This window comes from Streptomyces sp. NPDC028711, assembly GCF_055565415.1.
Window position 1 is genome coordinate 215,809 of sequence record NZ_JBVHUJ010000010.1, and the last position, 15,018, is coordinate 230,826.

The 15,018-nt window shown below is 71.6% G+C and carries 15 protein-coding genes; 12 read left to right on the top strand and 3 right to left on the bottom strand.

What is annotated here, in order from left to right; genetic code table 11:
• From ACZ4VK_RS28120 to ACZ4VK_RS28130, 3 genes are all read left to right on the top strand, one after another.
• On the top strand, window positions 1-1,239 hold the full coding sequence (locus ACZ4VK_RS28120) for a sensor histidine kinase (protein WP_468357739.1): 1,239 nt from the start codon (window positions 1-3) through the stop codon (window positions 1,237-1,239).
• A gap of 395 nt (window positions 1,240-1,634) precedes the next feature.
• Window positions 1,635-1,931 carry a DUF4193 domain-containing protein gene (locus ACZ4VK_RS28125; RefSeq protein WP_003955561.1) on the top strand — a complete coding sequence of 99 codons (297 nt, stop codon included), beginning with the start codon at window positions 1,635-1,637 and terminating at the stop codon, window positions 1,929-1,931.
• 12 nt (window positions 1,932-1,943) lie between these two features.
• On the top strand, window positions 1,944-2,969 hold the full coding sequence (locus ACZ4VK_RS28130) for a hypothetical protein (RefSeq protein WP_468357742.1): 1,026 nt from the start codon (window positions 1,944-1,946) through the stop codon (window positions 2,967-2,969).
• Between the two features lie 85 nt (window positions 2,970-3,054).
• Here the strand turns inward: ACZ4VK_RS28130 and ACZ4VK_RS28135 are convergent, their stop codons facing one another.
• Window positions 3,055-3,558, bottom strand: coding sequence for a DUF3093 domain-containing protein (locus ACZ4VK_RS28135; RefSeq protein ID WP_468357745.1), 504 nt, complete (start codon window positions 3,556-3,558; stop codon window positions 3,055-3,057).
• A 58-nt stretch (window positions 3,559-3,616) separates the two neighbouring features.
• On the opposite strand from ACZ4VK_RS28135, the gene ACZ4VK_RS28140 reads away from it, so the two are divergent.
• The 8 genes from ACZ4VK_RS28140 to ACZ4VK_RS28175 all read left to right on the top strand — a co-directional run bounded on the left by ACZ4VK_RS28140 (window position 3,617) and on the right by ACZ4VK_RS28175 (window position 11,117).
• Window positions 3,617-4,201, top strand: a complete 585-nt coding sequence (locus ACZ4VK_RS28140; protein ID WP_468357748.1) for a PaaI family thioesterase — start codon at window positions 3,617-3,619, stop codon at window positions 4,199-4,201.
• Window positions 4,201-4,713 carry a dUTP diphosphatase gene (gene dut / locus ACZ4VK_RS28145; protein WP_389681377.1) on the top strand — a complete coding sequence of 171 codons (513 nt, stop codon included), beginning with the start codon at window positions 4,201-4,203 and terminating at the stop codon, window positions 4,711-4,713. Before ACZ4VK_RS28140 ends, dut begins: the two co-directional genes overlap by 1 nt.
• Before the next feature lies 1 nt (window position 4,714).
• On the top strand, window positions 4,715-5,476 hold the full coding sequence (locus tag ACZ4VK_RS28150) for a DUF3710 domain-containing protein (protein ID WP_468357751.1): 762 nt from the start codon (window positions 4,715-4,717) through the stop codon (window positions 5,474-5,476).
• Window positions 5,477-5,701: 225 nt separating this feature from the next.
• A complete protein-coding gene (locus ACZ4VK_RS28155; RefSeq protein WP_468358029.1) occupies window positions 5,702-6,370 on the top strand; it encodes an ABC transporter ATP-binding protein in 669 nt (222 codons plus the stop codon).
• Between the two features lie 150 nt (window positions 6,371-6,520).
• Entirely contained in the window at window positions 6,521-9,067 is a 2,547-nt protein-coding gene (locus ACZ4VK_RS28160; RefSeq protein WP_468357754.1) for a DUF4118 domain-containing protein, read from the top strand.
• 159 nt (window positions 9,068-9,226) lie between these two features.
• Window positions 9,227-9,913, top strand: coding sequence for a response regulator (locus ACZ4VK_RS28165; protein ID WP_468357757.1), 687 nt, complete (start codon window positions 9,227-9,229; stop codon window positions 9,911-9,913).
• Window positions 9,914-9,971: 58 nt separating this feature from the next.
• Entirely contained in the window at window positions 9,972-10,370 is a 399-nt protein-coding gene (locus tag ACZ4VK_RS28170) for an OB-fold nucleic acid binding domain-containing protein (RefSeq protein WP_073906407.1), read from the top strand.
• Window positions 10,371-10,373: 3 nt separating this feature from the next.
• Window positions 10,374-11,117 carry a DUF3159 domain-containing protein gene (locus ACZ4VK_RS28175; RefSeq protein WP_468357760.1) on the top strand — a complete coding sequence of 248 codons (744 nt, stop codon included), beginning with the start codon at window positions 10,374-10,376 and terminating at the stop codon, window positions 11,115-11,117.
• A 120-nt stretch (window positions 11,118-11,237) separates the two neighbouring features.
• Here the strand turns inward: ACZ4VK_RS28175 and ACZ4VK_RS28180 are convergent, their stop codons facing one another.
• Window positions 11,238-11,915, bottom strand: coding sequence for a potassium channel family protein (locus tag ACZ4VK_RS28180; RefSeq protein ID WP_468357763.1), 678 nt, complete (start codon window positions 11,913-11,915; stop codon window positions 11,238-11,240).
• Window positions 11,915-12,583: a potassium channel family protein gene (locus tag ACZ4VK_RS28185; protein ID WP_030548378.1), complete on the bottom strand. Its 669-nt coding sequence runs from the start codon at window positions 12,581-12,583 to the stop codon at window positions 11,915-11,917. The genes ACZ4VK_RS28180 and ACZ4VK_RS28185 overlap by 1 nt, the downstream gene beginning before the upstream one ends.
• Before the next feature lie 245 nt (window positions 12,584-12,828).
• Between ACZ4VK_RS28185 and ACZ4VK_RS28190 the strand changes: the two genes are divergently transcribed.
• Window positions 12,829-14,877, top strand: a complete 2,049-nt coding sequence (locus tag ACZ4VK_RS28190) for an APC family permease (RefSeq protein ID WP_468357767.1) — start codon at window positions 12,829-12,831, stop codon at window positions 14,875-14,877.
• The last annotated feature ends 141 nt before the right edge of the window (window positions 14,878-15,018 follow it).

A 15,018-nucleotide genomic window follows, 5' to 3' on the forward strand; every position in this document is an offset into this window, starting at 1 on the left:
ATGGCCCCCACCTCCACGCCCCACCCCCAGGCGCCCCCGAAACCGACCTGGGACCCCAGGGACCCGGTCCGTCCCCTGCTGCGGCCGACCATCCGGATACGGCTCACGCTGCTGTACGGCGGGATGTTCCTGATCGCGGGCATCCTGCTGCTCTCGATCATCTACCTCTTCACCGCGCAGGCGCTCAGCGACAGCACCGCCGAGCTGCCCTTCAAGTTCGTGAAGGGCGAGGTCCAGCCCACCACCTCCTGGTGCGACCTGCCCACGACGGGCACCGGCGAACAGTTCAACGACGCCGTGTCCGTCTGCCTCCGGCAGCAGAGCGACCGGGCCACGGACGACCTCCTGCGCCGCTCGCTCTTCGCCCTGCTCGGCCTGAGCATCATCGCCTTCGCCTTCGGCTACGCCATGGCGGGACGGGTGCTCTCCCCGCTCGGCCGGATCACCCGGACCGCCCGCCAGGTGGCCGGCTCCGACCTGTCCCGGCGGATCGAGCTGGACGGCCCGGACGACGAGCTCAAGGAGCTCGCCGACACCTTCGACGAGATGCTGGACCGCCTGGAGCGGGCCTTCACCGCCCAGCAGCGCTTCGTCGCGAACGCCTCGCACGAGCTGCGGACCCCGCTCGCGATCAACCGCACCCTCCTGGAGGTCCACCTCTCGGACCCGGGGGCACCGGTGGAGCTCCAGCAGCTCGGCAAGACCCTGCTCGCCACCAACGAGCGCAGCGAACAGCTCGTCGAGGGCCTGCTGCTGCTCGCCAGGAGCGACAACCAGATCATCGAGCGCAAACCCGTCGACCTCGCCGAGGTCGCCTCGCGGGGCGTGGACCAGGTCCAGGCGGAGGCGAGGGCCAAGGGCGTCGAGATCCGGGGCGAGCGCGCTCCGGCGGTCGTCCAGGGCAACGGCGTCCTGCTCGAACGGATCGCGCTGAACCTGCTCCAGAACGGCGTCCGGTACAACGTGCCGGAGGACGGCTGGGTGGAGGTCACCACCGGCGTCGAGGACGGTCAGGCCATCCTGGTCGTCTCCAACACGGGCCCCGTCGTCCCCGCGTACGAGATCGACAACCTGTTCGAGCCGTTCCGGCGACTCCGGCAGGAGCGGACGGGCAGCGACAAGGGTGTCGGCCTCGGCCTGTCGATCGCCCGGTCCGTGGCGCGTGCCCACGGGGGCCGTATCATCGCGGAGCCTCGCGAGGGTGGCGGTCTCGTGATGCGCGTCACTCTGCCGATCTGACACACTGCAGGAGCCGACCGGTTCCGTTCGCTTTGCGCGGAATTCCGGGTCCTCGATTCTGAGACGCTCCTGTGTGATCGATCACAGGAGAAGGTGTCCGCACCTCCACTCTCCGTGACCGGGAAATCCCTCGGAAAACCAGGAAAAGTCCGGGTTTCCGGGCCCTGGAATGACGGGAAGTACACGGGGTGGCGCCTGCCGGAGCCGCCCGCGGGACCGTGTACGGTCCGGTTCGCCACCCGAAGCCGATCACTCGTGAGAGGACGGGACGGGTGTCGATTGAGTAACAGACCTTGATGTGAGGCAAAATCTCCGCCTCAGGTCGGGCACAAGTCCGACCTCTCACGCGTTACGTGCGCTGGAGACACCGCAACCACCCAGAGGGGGAGAGCGACATGGCAACGGATTACGACACCCCACGCAAGACCGATGACGACGTCGATTCGGACAGCCTTGAGGAACTGAAGGCCCGCCGGAACGACAAGTCCACCTCGACGGTCGACGTCGACGAGTTCGAGGCCGCCGAAGGCCTGGAGCTGCCCGGCGCCGACCTCTCGAACGAGGAGCTGGCCGTCCGGGTCCTGCCCAAGCAGGCCGATGAGTTCACCTGCATGAGCTGCTTCCTCGTGCACCACCGCAGCCAGCTGGCCAGGGAGAAGAACGGCCAGCCGATCTGCCGCGACTGCGACTGAGGTCGCTCGGCCGTGGCAGGCGACACACCGTCCCGGAAGCGGCGTCTGAGGCTCCCCGGGAGCCCGCGGACGCACCAGGGCGGCTCACGCCCGGCAGAGGGTGCCCAGGAGGCCCCTGAAGCCGGTCGCACGGCCTCCCCGCCCTCCCCCGGCGCACGTGACGACGAGCGAGGCCTCCCGGCCTCGCTCGAGGCGGTCACCGCACCGGACCCGGCGCACCTGCCGGTGGAGGTGGGAGAGGGCGATGCGCCGGTCGGGGCGCCGGACGGACGCTTCGGCGCCGTCAGGCGGCTCGCCAATCCCGCGCGCGCCCGACTCGACAGGATCAGGATCGACTCCGACCGGATCGACGCCGTCCGGCGCGGCGTCGTGCAGGGCGTCAAGCGCGGCGGAGACACCGCCAGAGCCGGTCTCGGCCACCTCGCCGACCGGTTGATCGACCTCGCCCCGCGGATTCCCGTCCGCGATCTGGCGACCCTCCGCAAGCAGTTCCCCGGGCTCGGCCCCGAGGCGCTCGCCGACAAGCTCGTCGCCGGAGCGGCGAACGCGAGCTCGACCGTGGGCGCGGGCATCGGAGCCGCCGCCATGCTCCCCGTACCCCCGGCCATGCCGGCGGAGCTCGCGGCGGAGATCACCGGCGTCGCCGCCGTGGAACTCAAACTCATCGCCGAACTGCACGAGGTCTACGGGGTGCGGCCGCCCGGCCGGCTCGGCCAGCGCTCGGCGGCCTATCTCACCTCCTGGGCGGAGGAGCGGGGCATCGACCCCACCAAGCCCACCACGGTCAACGCGGCGCTCGGCGGACAGCTGAAGCGCGAGCTGCGCCAGCAGATCATGAAACGCATGGTGCGCAACCTGCCGATGCTCACGCCCTTCATGGTGGGCGCGGCCGTCGGCGCGGTCATGAACCGCCGCGACACCAGAAAACTCGCCGAGCACATCCGCAAGGACCTGCGCCGTCGCCAGGTCCCCTGGGACAGCCTCACGGAACTGCCCCCGCTGGAACAGCCGGAGAACCCGAAGGAACTGGGCTTCTAGAGCGGGCCGCCGACCGGGAACTCTTCCAGAGCGGGCCGCCGACCGGGAACGGGGCTTCCGGAGCGGGCCGTGGCCCGCGCTTCCGTCAGTCCTCGGCGCCCGCGCGCTCGGCTTCGAGCGCCTCCACCAGGGCCTCCGGCTCACGGCTGGACAGGTACACGTACGGGGTCGGGTCCGCCGGGTCCGTCACCTCGACCCGCACCGCCCGCGGCACATAGCTGCGCATCAGCATGAAGGCGCGCGGGTCGGCCTTGTGGGTGCGCCAGGCGCGCGCCTCCTCCGCGTCGAGCACCTCGGCCGCCCCCAGGGCCGCGACCGGGATCCGCGCGTCGCCCGCCACCAGCGAACCGGCCACCACCCGGATCCGGGCGGAGCCGTACGAGGAGACCGCGGCCCCGGCGAGCACCGCCGCCACGATCAGTCCGCCGAGGAGCGGGACCGTACCCAGCGGGAACATGATCAGGCCCCCGGAGAGACCGAGCAGGCCGGCGATGAACCACCACGAGCGGGGCGCCGTCAGCCGCTCGTCGAAGCGCGGCGCGGCGGGCGCCGCGGGGGAGGGGCCGGGGGACGGTGCGGAAGGCTGCATGCGTCCAAGCTTGGCACGGCGCGACCTGCGCCCATCCGCGCGGGTAAGGTCTGCGGCTGTGACTGCAACATCTGCCGCCCTCACCCCGCCGGCCGACGCCATACCGCCGGTACGCCACCCCGAGGCGCCGGCCCCCGGCGAGCCGCTCGGTTCGCACTACGCGCACTGCTTCGGGTGCGGCGGCGGGCAGCCCCACGGCCTCCACCTGGAGGCACGCGCGGGCGAGGGCGTGACCGTCACCGCCGAGTTCACGGTGACCCCCGACCACCAGGGCGCCCCCGGGCTCGCGCACGGCGGCGTGCTCGCCACCGCGCTCGACGAGACCCTCGGCTCCCTGAACTGGCTGCTGCGGGTCATCGCCGTGACCGGACGACTCGAGACCGACTTCGTCCGGCCCGTCCCGGTGGGCACCGTGCTCCACCTGGAGGCCGCCGTCACCGCCGTGCACGGCCGCAAGATCTTCTCGACCGCCGTCGGCCGGCTCGGCGGGCCCGAGGGCCCCGTCGCCGTGCGCGCCGACGCCCTCTTCGTCGAGGTCAAGGTCGACCACTTCATCGACAACGGCCGCCCGGAGGAGATCCAGGCCGCCATGTCCGACCCCGACCAGGTCCGGCGCACCCGCGCCTTCGAGGTGAACCCCTGATGCGCAACCCTGTCGACGTACTGATCCGGCGAGTGGACCCGGACGTGCCGCTCCCGGCCTACGGCCACCCCGGCGACGCCGGGGCGGACCTCGTGACCACCGAGGCCGCCGTACTCGCCCCGGGGGAGCGCGCCGTGCTCCCCACCGGGGTCTCCATCGCCCTCCCGGACGGGTACGCGGCCTTCGTGCACCCGCGCTCCGGACTCGCGGCCCGCTGCGGAGTGGCGCTCGTGAATGCCCCGGGGACGGTGGATGCCGGGTACCGTGGAGAGATCAAGGTGATCGTGGTCAATCTCGACCCGCGCGAGAGCGTGCGGTTCGAACGATTCGACCGGATCGCCCAACTTGTCGTCCAGCAGGTCGAGAAGGTGCGCTTCCACGAGGTGGCGGAGCTTCCCGGTTCGGCGCGGGCCGAGGGGGGCTTCGGGTCCACCGGCGGTCATGCCGCCGTGGGCGGCACATCGGGTGGGAATCGATACGCTTCGGTCGTATCCGACCGGGAAGGACAGTGACGTGTTCGGACGTCGCAAGAAGAGCGGTGCCGCGGAGGACGCGGCGAGCGAGGTCGAGCAGGTCGACGCGGTGGACGGCGAGGACGCGGACGCCGCGGCCCCGCGCCGGGTGAACCTTCCGCCGGCGCCCCGGCCCGACGGACCCTGGGACATCTCCGAGGTCACCAAGCCCGACGAGGGCCGTGTCGACCTGGGCGGCGTCTTCGTGCCCGGAGTCGAGGGCATGGAGCTGCGGGTGGAGGTGGCGGGCGACGCGATCGTCGCGGCCACCGTCGTCCTGCGCGACAGCGCCGTGCAGCTGCAGGCGTTCGCGGCGCCCAAGAACGAGGGCATCTGGGGCGAGGTCCGCGACGAGATCGCCACGGGCATCGTCGAGCAGGGCGGTGTCATCGACGAGGTCGAGGGCCCGCTGGGCTGGGAGCTGCGCGCGCAGGTCCCCGTCCAGCTGCCGGACGGCAACCGCGGCGTGCAGCTGGTCCGCTTCGTCGGTGTCGACGGACCCCGCTGGTTCCTGCGCGGAGTGATCTCCGGGCAGGGCGCGGTCCAGCCCGAGGCGGCCGGCCTCCTGGAGCAGATCGTCCGGGACACCGTGGTCGTCCGTGGCGACGGCCCGATGGCCCCGCGTGACCCGATCGTCCTGAAGCTGCCGAACGACGCCCAGATGGTGCCGGACGGCGTGCAGCAGGAGGAGCAGGAGAACTCCCGCTTCTCCGGCGGCATGGGCCAGCTCCAGCGCGGCCCGGAGATCTCCGAGATCCGCTGAGCGCGCTCGCCGCATTCGCTTCGGCCGGTGGGCCGCTTCCCGTACCTCCGCGTACGGGAAGCGGCCCACCGGCCGTTTTCCACAGGTCACCGCCCCGGCCCTGGCCCTCGGGCCGGGCCGCGGACCATACTGACGGCGCACATGTTCGAGGAGGGGGAGCACAGGGTGAGTGAGAGCAGCACGAGGTCCGCGACGGCCCTCGCCGAGGACCCGGCAGGACCGCCGATGGTCCGCGTCCAGAACCTGCGCCGCTCGTACGGCACGGGCGAAGCCGCCGTCCACGCCCTGCGCGGCGTCTCCTTCGACATCCCGCGCGGCGAGCTCGTCGCACTCAAGGGCCGCTCGGGCTCCGGCAAGACGACGCTGCTCAACCTCGTGGGCGGCCTCGACAGCGCGGACGGAGGCTCGATCGTCATCGACGGCGTCGATCTCTCCACGCTCGGCGAGGAAGGGCTCCTGGAGCTGCGCCGCGACCGGATCGGCTTCATCTTCCAGTCCTTCGGGCTGCTCCCGATCCTCTCCGCCGCCGAGAACGTGGGCGTACCCATGCGGCTGCGCAGGGCGGACCCGAAGGAGCGCGAGGAGCGCGTGGCCCTCCTCCTCGGTCTGGTCGGCCTCGCCGACCACGCGGCCCAGCGGCCCGGCGAGCTCTCCGGCGGCCAGCAGCAGCGGGTCGCCATCGCCCGGGCCCTCGCCAACAAGCCGGCGCTGCTCATAGCCGACGAGCCGACGGGCCAGCTGGACGCGGAGACCGGCCTCGCCGTCATGCAGCTGCTGCGCGCGGTGGTGCGCAGCGAGGGCTGTACGGCCCTGGTCGCCACCCACGACCCCCAGCTCCTCGGCCTGGCGGACCGGGTCCTCGAACTGAGCGACGGCGAGATCATCGAGCACTGAGCGGGGCAGCGGGGCAGTCGGACAGTCGGGCAGCGGGACCGCGGGACGGCGACGGACCCGGTGCCCGCTGATATCAGAATCACGTCAAGACCGGCCCGGCCCCTCTCACCGCGTACGGAATGTCCGATTGGCTGGACGTATGGTCGTCCCATGGGACGCGGCAAGCTTCGGATCTACCTCGGCGCTGCGCCGGGTGTCGGCAAGACCTACGCGATGCTCTCCGAGGGGCACCGCCGGGTGGAGCGCGGCACGGACTGCGTCGTGGCGTTCGTGGAGCACCACGGGCGGCCCCGTACGGAGGTCATGCTGCACGGCCTGGAGCAGGTGCCGCGCCGGAGCCTGGAGCACCGGGGCGCGGCCTTCACCGAGATGGACATCGACGCCGTCCTCGCCCGCCGCCCCGCCGTCGCCCTCGTCGACGAGCTCGCCCACACGAACGTCCCCGGCTCCCGCAACCGCAAGCGGTGGCAGGACGTCGCCGAGCTCCTCGCGGCCGGCATCGACGTCATATCGACCGTCAACATCCAGCACCTGGAGTCGCTGGGAGACGTGGTCGAGGCCATCACGGGCGTACGGCAGCGGGAGACCGTCCCCGACGAGGTCGTCCGGCGGGCGGACCAGATCGAGCTGGTCGACATGTCCCCGGAAGCCCTGCGCCGCCGGATGGCCCACGGCAACGTCTACACCTCGGACAAGGTCGACGCCGCCCTCTCCAACTACTTCCGCCCCGGCAACCTCACCGCCCTGCGCGAGCTGGCCCTGCTCTGGACCGCCGACCGGGTCGACGAGTACCTCCAGCGCTACCGGGGCGAGCACAACATCCGCTCCACCTGGCAGGCCCGCGAGCGCATCGTCGTCGGTCTGACCGGCGGCCCCGAGGGCCGCACCCTCATACGGCGCGCCACCCGGCTCGCCGAGAAGGGCGCGGGCGGCGAGGTCCTCGCCGTCTACATAGCCCGCAGCGACGGGCTCACCGCGGCCTCCCCGAAGGAGCTGGCCGTCCAGCGCACCCTCGTCGAGGACCTCGGCGGAACGTTCCACCACGTCATCGGCGACGACATCCCCTCCGCGCTCCTGGAGTTCGCCCGCGGGGTCAACGCCACCCAGATCGTCCTCGGCTCCAGCCGCCGCCGCACCTGGCAGTACATGCTCGGTCCCGGCGTCGGCCAGACCGTGGCCCGTGACTCCGGGACCGACCTCGACGTCCACATCGTCACCCACGACGAGGTCGCCAAGGGGCGTGGCCTGCCCGTCGCCCGCGGGGCCCGCCTCGGGCGCTCCCGGATCACCGGCGGCTGGGCGGTCGGCGTCGCGGGACCGGCCGCCCTCGCCCTGCTCCTCACCCATGTCGACGCCGACCTCGGTCTCGCCAACGACATGCTGCTCTTCCTCGCCCTGACCGTCGCCGCCGCCCTGCTCGGCGGATTCCTGCCGGCGCTGGCCTCGGCCGCCGCGGGCTCCCTCCTCCTCAACTGGTTCTTCACCCCGCCCGTCCACCGGCTCACCATCGCCGACCCCAAGAACATCGTCGCCATCGCCGTCTTCCTCGGCGTCGCCATGGCCGTCGCCTCCGTGGTGGACCTGGCCGCCCGGCGTACCCATCAGGCCGCCAGGCTGCGCGCCGAGTCCGAGGTGCTCTCCTACCTCGCCGGCAGCGTGCTGCGCGGCGAGACCAGCCTGGACGCCCTGCTCGAACGGGTCCGCGAGACCTTCTCCATGGAGTCCGTGGCCCTCCTGGAGAGGGCGGACGAGGTCGAGCCCTGGACGCGGGCGGCGAGCGTCGGCACCCATCCGGCGGCCCGGCCCGAAGAGGCGGACGTGGACATGCCGGTCGGCGACCACCTCGCCCTCGCCCTGTCCGGCCGGGTGCTGCCGGCCGAGGACCGGCGGGTCCTCGGCGCCTTCGCCGCCCAGGCCGCGGTCGTCCTCGACCGCCAGCGCCTTGTGGGCGAGGCGGAGAAGGCCAGGAAGCTGGCCGAGGGCAACAAGATCCGCACCTCGCTGCTCGCCGCCGTCAGCCACGACCTGCGGACGCCGCTCGCGAGCATCAAGGCCTCCGTCTCCTCCCTGCGCTCCGACGACGTCGAGTGGTCGGAGCAGGACCGCGCCGAGCTCCTCGAGGGCATCGAGGCCGGCGCCGACCGCCTCGACCACCTCGTCGGCAACCTCCTCGACATGTCCCGCCTGCAGACCGGCACCGTCACCCCCCTGGTCCGTGTCGTCGACCTCGACGAGGTCGTCCCCATGGCGCTCGGCGGAGTGCCCGACGGCAGCGCCGAGCTCGACATCCCCGAGTCGCTGCCGATGGTCGAGGTCGACAAGGGCCTCCTGGAGCGGGCCGTCGCCAACATCGTGGAGAACGCCGTCAAGTACAGCCCCGAGGGCACGCCCGTGGCGGTCGCCGCCAGCGCCCTGGGGGACCGGGTCGAGCTCCGGGTCGTCGACCGGGGCCCCGGCGTGCCCGACGAGGCCAAGGACGGCATCTTCGAGCCCTTCCAGCGGTTCGGCGACGCACCGCGCGGCTCCGGGGTCGGCCTCGGGCTCGCGGTGGCCCGCGGCTTCGTCGAGGCCATGGGCGGCAGGCTCGCCGCCGAGGACACTCCCGGCGGGGGGCTGACCATGGTGCTCACCCTGCGGGCGGCACGGGGCGGCCCCCCGGCTCCGGCCGCCGAGTTCCCGGCACACGCCGTGACCTGACCACCGTGACCTGACCGCCGCGCCCGCCCCCGTACGACAGTCCCGTCGGGCCCCGCCCCTCCGCCCGCGCCCGTAGGCCGGCCCCCTCCGCCCGCACCGCCCGCCCCGTCCCCGTACAGCAGCAGCCCCAGCAGCCCCAGCAGAAGGAAGGCCCCCTCCATGACCCGGGTTCTCGTGGTCGACGACGAGCCGCAGATCGTCCGCGCCCTGGTGATCAACCTCAAGGCGCGGAAGTACGAGGTCGACGCCGCCGCCGACGGTGCCACCGCCCTCCGGCTCGCCGCCGAACGCCACCCCGACGTCGTCGTCCTCGACCTCGGCCTGCCCGACATGGACGGCGTCGAGGTCATCAGGGGCCTGCGCGGCTGGACCCGCGTCCCGATCCTGGTCCTCTCGGCCCGGCAGACCTCCGACGAGAAGGTCGAGGCGCTCGACGCGGGCGCCGACGACTACGTCACCAAGCCCTTCGGCATGGACGAGCTGCTCGCCCGGCTGCGCGCGGCCGTGCGCAGGGCCGAGCCGGTCGGCGGCGCCGAGGACGGGGTCGTGGTCGTCGAGACCGAGGGCTTCACCGTCGACCTGGCGGCGAAGAAGGTCCACCGCGACGGCCGGGACGTCCGGCTCACCCCCACCGAGTGGCACCTGCTCGAAGTCCTGGTGCGCAACAGCGGCCGCCTGGTCAGCCAGAAGCAGCTGCTCCAGGAGGTCTGGGGACCCTCGTACGGCACGGAGACCAACTACCTCCGGGTCTACATGGCGCAGCTGCGGCGCAAGCTGGAGAGCGATCCCTCGCACCCGCGCCACTTCGTCACCGAGCCGGGCATGGGGTACCGCTTCGAACGCTGAACGGAGGGGGCGTCCCGGGCCCGGTTCCCGTGAGAGCGGTGGCCGGTACGCTTTCTCTATGAGTGCTGCACCGCGTACAGAGAAGCCGGCCGGTAGGTTCCGCCGGATGCTCGACCGGCTCTCCTCCTCCCCGGAGGACCTGGAGTCGGAGGAGCTCCAGGAGGACGCCGAGGCCTCGGGGTGCACGCGTATCTGCGACTGCTCCGACCGCCAGATAGTCAAGGTGACTGGTACCTTGCGCACGGTCACGCTGCGCCCCCGGGCCGGAGTGCCCGCGCTGGAGGCCGAACTCTTCGACGGCACGGCACCGCTCGACGTCGTGTGGCTCGGAAGGCGTTCCATCGTGGGCATCGAGCCCGGCCGCAAGCTGATCGCCTCCGGCCGGATCTCCATGAGCCACGGCCGGCGGGTCCTCTTCAATCCCAAATACGAGCTCCGACCGCTCGGACAGGAGTAGCCGGTGACGTCCCTCGACAAGCCGACCACCACGGACCAGGACGCCCAGGCCTCGAAGGAGGTCACCGAGGCCGCGCTGTTCGAGGCCTTCGGCGGCCTGCGGGGCATGGTCGAGACGGTCCTGCCCGGCCTGCTGTTCGTCACGATCTTCACGATCAACAAGGACCTGCACATCTCGGCGATCGCCGCGCTCGCGGTCTCACTGGTCCTGGTCGCCGTCCGGCTGATCCGGAAGGACACCGTCAAGCACGCGTTCAGCGGTGTCTTCGGTGTCGCCTTCGGCGTGGTCTTCGCGATGATGACCGGCAACGCCAAGGACTTCTACCTGCCCGGCATGCTGTACACCCTGGGCCTCGCCCTCGCCTACATCATCACCACGATCGCCGGGGTCCCGCTGATCGGCCTGATCCTGGGCCCGGTCTTCAAGGAGAACCTCTCCTGGCGCACCCGTAACCCCGGCCGGAAGAAGGCGTACGCGAAGGCGAGCTGGGCCTGGGGCCTGATCCTGCTCGGCAAGTGCGCGATCCTCTTCCCGATGTACTGGTGGGCGGACACGACCAAGTTCGGCTGGGTCCTCGTGGCGCTCAAGATCCCGCCGTTCCTGCTCGCGGTCTACCTCACCTGGATGTTCCTCGCCAAGGCTCCGCCGCCGATCGACGTCTTCGCCGAGATGGAGGCCGAGGAGCGCGCCGAGAAGGAGCGCGAGGCGGCTGCCGCCGCGGCCCGGCAGAGCCACCCCGAGGCGTGAGCCGCTGAGAGACCGATCCGCGTACGCGAAAGGGCCCGGACCTGATGAACAGGTCCGGGCCCTTCCGTACGCCCGTACGGCCGTACGCCCGTCGTCCGCAGGGAGCGGCGAGGTCAGGCCTCAGGCCTCGGAGTCGGCCCTGCGCACCTGGAGGAGGTCCTCCAGCTGCTCCTCGCGGGCCTGCGCGGCCACGAACAGCAGCTCGTCGCCCGCCTCCAGGGTCTCCTCGGGGCTCGGCGTGAGCACCCGCGACCCGCGGATGATCGTCACCAGCGAGGTGTCCTGCGGCCAGGCCACGTCCCCGACCGTCGTACCGGCGACCGCCGACTCCGGCGGAAGCGTCAGCTCGACCAGGTTCGCGTCGCCGTGGCTGAAGCGGAGCAGCCGGACGAGGTCGCCGACGCTCACCGCCTCCTCCACGAGGGCCGACATCAGACGCGGGGTCGAGACGGCGACGTCCACGCCCCACGCCTCGGTGAACAGCCACTCGTTCTTCGGGTTGTTCACCCGGGCGACGACCCGCGGCACGCCGTACTCGGTCTTGGCGAGCAGCGAGACGACGAGGTTCACCTTGTCGTCGCCGGTCGCCGCGATCACCACGTTGCAGCGCTGGAGCGCCGCCTCGTCGAGCGAGGTGATCTCGCAGGCGTCGGCGAGCAGCCACTCCGCCTGCGGCACCCGCTCCACCGAGATGGCGGTCGGCGCCTTGTCGATGAGCAGGACCTCGTGCCCGTTCTCCAGGAGCTCGCCCGCGATGGAACGGCCCACCGCACCCGCGCCCGCAATAGCGACACGCATCAGTGACCGCCCTCCTCGGGACCCTCGGCGAAGGCCTCCTCGACCTTCGCGATCTCGTCCGTACGCATCATCACGTGCACCAGATCACCTTCCTGGAGCACCGTCTGCGACGTGGGGATGACCGCCTCGCCGAGCCGGGTCAGGAAGGCGACGCGCACCCCCGTCTCGTCCTGGAGCCGGCTGATCTTGTGGCCGATCCAGGCCGGAGAGGTGTGCACCTCGGCGAGCTGCACCCCACCGCTCGGGTCCGTCCACAGGGGCTCGGCCCCCGAGGGCAGCAGGCGCCGCAGCATCTGGTCGGCGGTCCAGCGGACCGTCGCGACCGTCGGGATGCCGAGGCGCTGGTAGACCTCGGCGCGGCGCGGGTCGTAGATCCGCGCCGCCACGTTCTCGATGCCGAACATCTCGCGCGCGACCCGCGCCGCGATGATGTTCGAGTTGTCACCGCTGCTCACCGCGGCGAAGGCACCGGCGTCCTCGATCCCGGCCTCGCGCAGCGTGTCCTGGTCGAATCCCACGCCCGTGACGCGCCGACCGCCGAAACCCGACCCCAGACGACGGAACGCCGTCGGGTCCTGGTCCACGACCGCGACGGTGTGCCCCTGCTGTTCGAGGGTCTGCGCGAGAGCGGCTCCCACTCGCCCGCAGCCCATGATGACGATGTGCACGTCCCCTTACCCCGCACTCCTGATCGCCCTACTGACCTGCGAAAACACCCTGCTCACAACTTTCCTCGCCCGATGCGCCCGGGCCGCGGCGGGCGCCACCCTGCCGGTTCGCCCGGTCCGAGCTTATGCGGCAACCCCGACCGCGACCGCATCAGAGGGGGGTCCGCGGAAAGATTCCGTATGGATCTGGAGGGAGACGGGGTCGCGGTGAGCTTGGCTCTTTTCGAACGCTTACGATCCTCTGCGTGTCCAAACTGACCGACGTGCCCAAACGGATCCTGATCGGGCGGGCCCTGCGCAGCGACAAGCTCGGAGAGACCCTCCTCTCGAAGCGGATCGCCCTCCCCGTGTTCGCCTCCGACCCGCTGTCCTCGGTGGCGTACGCACCCGGCGAGGTGCTGCTCGTCCTCTCCGTCGCCGGCCTGTCGGCCTACCACTTCAGCCCCTGGATCGCGCTCGCGGTCGTCGTGCTGATGTTCACGGTGGTCGCCTCCTACCGGCAGAACGTCCACGCGTACCCGAGCGGCGGCGGCGACTACGAGGTCGCCAACACCAACCTGGGGCCGAAGGCCGGACTCACCGTCGCGAGCGCCCTGCTCGTCGACTACGTCCTGACCGTCGCCGTGTCGATCTCCTCGGGCATCGAGAACCTCGGCTCCGCGATCCCCTTCGTCGTCGAGCACAAGGTGGCCTGCGCGGTCGGCGTCATCGTGCTGCTCACCCTGATGAACCTGCGCGGGGTGAAGGAGTCGGGCTCCCTCTTCGCCATCCCGACGTACGTCTTCGTCGCCGGCGTCTTCATCATGATCGCCTGGGGCGCGTACAAGGGGCTCGTCCTCGACGAGACGATGAAGGCCCCCACGGCGGACTTCGAGATCAGGCCCGAGCACCAGGGCCTCGCCGGCTTCGCGCTCGTCTTCCTGCTGCTGCGCGCCTTCTCCTCCGGCTGTGCCGCCCTGACCGGTGTCGAGGCCATCTCCAACGGTGTCCCCGCCTTCCGCAAGCCGAAGTCGAAGAACGCCGCCACGACGCTCGCCCTGATGGGCGGCCTCGCCGTCACCATGTTCTGCGGCATCATCTTCCTGGCCATGGCCACCGACGTCCGGATGGCCGAGAAGCCCGCCCACGACCTGCTCCGCAACGGAGTCCCGGTCGGCGAGGGCTACGTCCAGGACCCGGTCATCTCCCAGGTCGCGGCCGCCGTCTTCGGCGACGGGACGTTCTTCTTCGTCCTCCTCGCCGCCGCCACCGCGCTCGTCCTCTTCCTGGCCGCCAACACCGCGTACAACGGCTTCCCCCTCCTCGGCTCGATCCTCGCCCAGGACCGGTACCTGCCGCGTCAGCTGCACACCCGCGGCGACCGCCTCACCTTCTCCAACGGCATCGTGCTCCTCGCCGGCGCCGCCGCCCTCCTCGTCTGGGTCTACGGAGCCGACTCGACCAAGCTGATCCAGCTGTACATCGTCGGCGTCTTCGTCTCCTTCACCCTCAGCCAGACCGGCATGGTCCGGCACTGGAACCGGCACCTGAAGACGGAGCGCGACCCGGCCAAGCGCCGCCACATGATCCGCTCCCGCGCGATCAACGCCTTCGGCGCCTTCTTCACCGGCCTCGTCCTCGTCGTCGTCCTCGCCACCAAGTTCACCCACGGCGCCTGGGTCGCCCTGCTCGGCATGGTGATCTTCTACGGGACGATGAGCGCGATCCGCAGGCACTACGACTCCGTCTCCGCGGAGATCGCCGCCGCCGAGGAACGCCCCGACGAGTACGTACGCCCCTCCCGGGTCCGCTCCATCGTCCTCGTCTCCAAGCTGCACAAGCCCACCCTGCGCGCCCTGGCCTACGCCAAGCTCATGCACGCGCACGAGCTGGAGGCGCTGACCGTCAACGTCGACCCGGTCGAGACGAAGGCGCTCAGGGAGGAGTGGGAACGACGCGGCATCAACGTCCCGCTGAAGATCCTCGACTCCCCGTACCGCGAGATCACCCGCCCGGTGATCGACTACGTCAAGAACATCCGCCGCGAGAGCCCCCGCGACGCCGTGTCCGTCTACATCCCGGAGTACGTCGTCGGCCACTGGTACGAGCACCTGCTGCACAACCAGAGCGCCCTGCGGCTCAAGGGCAGGCTGCTCTTCACCCCGGGCGTCATGGTGACCTCCGTCCCCTACCAGCTCCGGTCCTCCGAGGCCGCGAAGAAGCGGGCCCGCAAGCGCCAGGACTGGAACGCGCCGGGCTCCGTCCGCCGCGGCCCGGTCGAGAAGCGACAGAAGGAACCCGCGGCCAAGGGCTGAGGGCGCGTTCCGCCCTCACCTGCACGTAGACTGGTGGGGGGGGGGGGGGGGGGCCCCCCCCCCCCCCGGGCGCCCCCCCCCCCCCCCCGCGGGGGTTGCACCCCCCCCCAAAAGACCCCCCCCCCGGCGAGGGGGGGCACA

Excerpts from the sequence above, each read along its gene's own strand:
- ACZ4VK_RS28120 (WP_468357739.1), top strand. The coding sequence starts at position 1 with ATGGCCCCCACCTCCACGCCCCACCCCCAGGCGCCCCCGAAACCGACC.
- ACZ4VK_RS28125 (WP_003955561.1), top strand. The coding sequence starts at position 1,635 with ATGGCAACGGATTACGACACCCCACGCAAGACCGATGACGACGTCGAT.
- ACZ4VK_RS28135 (WP_468357745.1), bottom strand. The coding sequence starts at position 3,558 with ATGCAGCCTTCCGCACCGTCCCCCGGCCCCTCCCCCGCGGCGCCCGCC.
- dut (WP_389681377.1), top strand. The coding sequence starts at position 4,201 with ATGCGCAACCCTGTCGACGTACTGATCCGGCGAGTGGACCCGGACGTG.
- ACZ4VK_RS28155 (WP_468358029.1), top strand. The coding sequence starts at position 5,702 with ATGGTCCGCGTCCAGAACCTGCGCCGCTCGTACGGCACGGGCGAAGCC.
- ACZ4VK_RS28160 (WP_468357754.1), top strand. The coding sequence starts at position 6,521 with ATGGGACGCGGCAAGCTTCGGATCTACCTCGGCGCTGCGCCGGGTGTC.
- ACZ4VK_RS28165 (WP_468357757.1), top strand. The coding sequence starts at position 9,227 with ATGACCCGGGTTCTCGTGGTCGACGACGAGCCGCAGATCGTCCGCGCC.
- ACZ4VK_RS28170 (WP_073906407.1), top strand. The coding sequence starts at position 9,972 with ATGAGTGCTGCACCGCGTACAGAGAAGCCGGCCGGTAGGTTCCGCCGG.
- ACZ4VK_RS28180 (WP_468357763.1), bottom strand. The coding sequence starts at position 11,915 with ATGCGTGTCGCTATTGCGGGCGCGGGTGCGGTGGGCCGTTCCATCGCG.